Source organism: Candidatus Aegiribacteria sp. (assembly GCA_021108435.1).
Classification (GTDB): Bacteria; Fermentibacterota; Fermentibacteria; order Fermentibacterales; family JCC-6; genus Aegiribacteria.
Genome location: JAIOQY010000215.1, coordinates 1 through 3,456 on the forward strand (window position 1 = coordinate 1; position 3,456 = coordinate 3,456).

The 3,456-nt window shown below is 40.7% G+C and carries 4 protein-coding genes; 1 reads left to right on the plus strand and 3 read right to left on the minus strand.

Going from position 1 to position 3,456, the window contains the following annotated elements:
* Positions 1-457 precede the first annotated feature (457 nt).
* A complete protein-coding gene (locus K8R76_13320; protein MCD4849156.1) occupies positions 458-1,651 on the minus strand; it encodes a DUF4423 domain-containing protein in 1,194 nt (397 codons plus the stop codon).
* 145 nt (positions 1,652-1,796) lie between these two features.
* Positions 1,797-2,363 (minus strand): GNAT family N-acetyltransferase, encoded by a 567-nt coding sequence (locus tag K8R76_13325; protein MCD4849157.1) that lies wholly within the window; start codon positions 2,361-2,363, stop codon positions 1,797-1,799.
* Positions 2,364-2,585: 222 nt separating this feature from the next.
* On the opposite strand from K8R76_13325, the gene K8R76_13330 reads away from it, so the two are divergent.
* A complete protein-coding gene (locus tag K8R76_13330; protein ID MCD4849158.1) occupies positions 2,586-2,867 on the plus strand; it encodes a hypothetical protein in 282 nt (93 codons plus the stop codon).
* Here K8R76_13330 and K8R76_13335 read toward each other — a convergent pair.
* On the minus strand, positions 2,854-3,456 hold a 603-nt coding region (locus K8R76_13335), incomplete at its 5' end, for a transposase (GenBank protein MCD4849159.1). The two genes, K8R76_13330 and K8R76_13335, sit on opposite strands and share 14 nt — an antisense overlap.

Sequence of the window (3,456 nt, forward strand, 5' to 3'; positions counted from 1 at the left end):
TTCTCTCACTGCATGCCACGCTCTATGACCCCGGCAGTCCCTCAGAATCTCACCATAACGATTCATATGTACTGGCTTCCGGTGCGTTAAAGTCGTCGCCAACTGCTCTTATTACTTTAACGGGGCTGTATCGCTTAAGGGAAGTACGCTTCCCCTGCGGCCTACAGTGTTCTCTGTGTACGCTTCACCCGTTTTGTTCACCGGCGTGTACCCCGGCTCCGCCACAGGCGCAACACTCGATACGGGCTGCTGGTTAGGCTTTGCCCGACAGGGACTTGCCACTCCTAATGAGTAGCTCACCCTATAAGAAGCACCAAGCTTCGCTTGGCGCACTAACGCTCTGAATAACCTGCACAGATGTCACTGAAGCCTACCCCTAAGCGTTTGTGTCAGGTTCATTCAGTTGTTCGCAATTCTATTTCTTTCACGCAATTGAAACCATACAAAATGATCTCAATCAACTATTTCCAATATATATTGCCTGAAAATATCGCCCTTCACCTATTTTTAATTCTGGGGTTGAAAATAATCCTTCTCGAACCAAATGCTCATTTATATTTCCTAATACTTGATGCCATAAACCATTCCCGATTTCTTTTTCATCTACTCCATGCAACACAGCAGATAATCCCTGCATTTTGCTTCTCAGATTGCTGAATTCGCTTTCTATTTCAGTCCCGATCAATTCTATCATGTAATCTGAGATATTCCCTATTACAATTTCATCATCAACATCAAACAATGGAACAGTTACTCTTACCGAACCTGATTCATCAAGTTCAATATATCCCAATTCTTCAAGGAATTGGATAGCATCCTTCTCTTCACCCGAGAATGATGAATCTGACTTCTCAGCACATAATGCTTTTCTAACTATCTCTGCGCACACCTGAGTGAAATGTTCATTGTGCTTATCAAGACTATGGATGTAAGAAGAATTCAGATTAAGATTTGGAGTAAGATCACTAAGGTGCGAGGTTACTTGTCTTATGAATCTGAACATGTCTTGCCTATCACCATTACAGTCCCCGAAACTTGTGAAATCCACACCGGATGCTCCTTTACAGTTGCGGCTGCAAAGCAACTCGTCACCGATGCGTGATACAACTTCGTTCTGCTCAAAACCAATAAGAATGTAGTCTCTGTGATCGTACTGAGGTTTTGAGGTGCTTAAAATACCCCTCTTGCTGAATTCAGAGAAAGCAGTTCCATCGAAAATGTCACAACCTATTACATGATACAGGATTCTATTATATCCAAATTTATCCAGGCATTTAATACTGGAAGCAAGATTCTGGATTTCCTGCTTATGTATCATGATCTTCTGACCTAATCTTAATGCAATCGAGTTACTTAGATTGTCTATTATGGGAAGGTCATTCTCTAATACAACCATGAATGATACTGAGTACTTGTCTTGATTTTTTGATACCATGCCAATATTTTCCATATTGGATAGCAAATCATCCAGTTCAATGGGACTAGTGCTTAATTTTAATGCAATATCATATTTTGTTAATTCATATCTATTTGCGCTTGCGATCTCAAACAGTATCTCAGGGGCCCATTTCTGCCTATATAAGTAGAAGGGATTGTGCTTATCAAATTCTCCAGTATCACCGTAGCCGTACAAATTTATCCTTTTAGGCATAGTATCCCTTCCTGTATTCCTATCATTTCAAATGGCAAAAGTACTTCACGTGGTATTTTCGCTTGCGAACGCTCTGAATAACCAGCACAGATATTACTCAACATCATGACTTTGCATTTGTGACTGGTTCATGCAATTCTTGTGCTTAACTTTTCCTTATTTCACCCGTGTTTTGCTCATCTCCGTGAATGATTCCCCATTCTTCGCGTAGGATACCCATGTAAACAATATCAACATAATCACCATCGATCCATTGCATCTTCCGCGGGCCACCCTCATCCACGAAACCACAAGCTTGGAAGCACTTTATTGCTCTTTCATTCCTGGCATTTGTTCCCAGACCAATACGGCGAGCACCAAGGTAATGGAAGCCATAATGTAGCAAGAGGTTAACGACTTCTTTGCCATAACCCTGACCCCAATAATCACGATCACCGATGGTTATTCCAAGAACATGAGAACCAGGATAAATCTCGGAATGCCTCAGTGAACAGAAACCGATATATTTTTCGTCTGCTTCTATCGCAAAGAAATCAGCATACTTATCCTTCTTTGTGCAGAGTTCATACATTTCTTCCGCTCGTTCTATCGGAAAGACATGTGGTAAGCCAGCGTTTAGCAAATGGATATCAACATCTTGATAAAATTCGTGCTGTCGTGGAATATCTTCCTTTTTCACTGGGCGGAGTAATACTCTTTCACCTTTGAACATTCATTTCTCCTTAATTTGTCTCTATATTTTAGCACAACAATGATTATGAAGAGTCTTCATTTCTTTTCAAATATTTTTTCACCTAACACTATTAATTCAGGTAATATGTTGTCAATGGTAATCACAATAAAGGAACTTGACATAAGAAGTATACATATGTACACTAAAGTGTGTAAAAACCGTGGATATGTAGAGTCCACATATCAGGGAGGTTTAATAATTATGAAGTACGATATGAATGAATACAGAGATAAGCTATCATCGCTTAACATGGTACAGGAAAATCATATACCATACATGACAGGTTGGGTGAAACATTTCCTTGTCCTGGGTAATCCGGACGATGCTGAATTTGCTGATATTCTTTGCAGAGAAGGTAGAGAGGATTGGCAGATAAGGCAAGCTCTTGATGCTGTTAAAATATATAGAGGTATGTATCCTGTCCAGCGACAATATGTTCTTCCCTGTCGTATTGCCTCACTGAATAATGTTACCGAGCGATAGTTGTCGTTACCTCTTCAGTGTTCATCTCTTCATAAGTATATAGCTTTAGTAAATTGCGTGCCATTCTACTTCGCCAGGCTTTAACTCTACGCTGCAGAGTCCTCAGTTGACAGTCCCTGAATTCACCCGGATACTTTTTCTGAAGCCGTAGGAATAATTCTTTTGCTGTTCTATCCGGTTCGGATTCAAGCCATTTCAATATCAGTGGGAATACCAACTCAAAGGGATCTTTTCTAGTGCGCCATGTATGAGGTTTCTGAGGTTTCTTTCGGTGGGTTGGACGAACCTCTCCTAGTTTCCACAGCTCTGGAAGTTGTTTTACAAATTCTTCCATTGATTGCCTGTTACTAGTTTCGGAATCTGCATTTCTGTTATGCAATTCCGATAAACTGGTCTGAGCTTCACGCATTCTTTTCAGCAATAAAACTGGATCTAGACTCTCGAGCTGTTCCTTCAGATTCTCCTTTACTTTCATATCAACCCTGGGATCTGCCAGAAGGCGTTCACATGGCGTAGTTGGAGTGTCGTATATCTTTCTGACTTTTGACCCTTCACGGATCTTCTCCTGAAGTTTAAAAGATGGCTGGAA

Coding starts and splice junctions, on each gene's coding strand:
- K8R76_13325 (MCD4849157.1), bottom strand. CDS start 2,363: ATGTTCAAAGGTGAAAGAGTATTACTCCGCCCAGTGAAAAAGGAAGAT.
- K8R76_13330 (MCD4849158.1), top strand. CDS start 2,586: ATGAAGTACGATATGAATGAATACAGAGATAAGCTATCATCGCTTAAC.
- K8R76_13320 (MCD4849156.1), bottom strand. CDS start 1,651: ATGCCTAAAAGGATAAATTTGTACGGCTACGGTGATACTGGAGAATTT.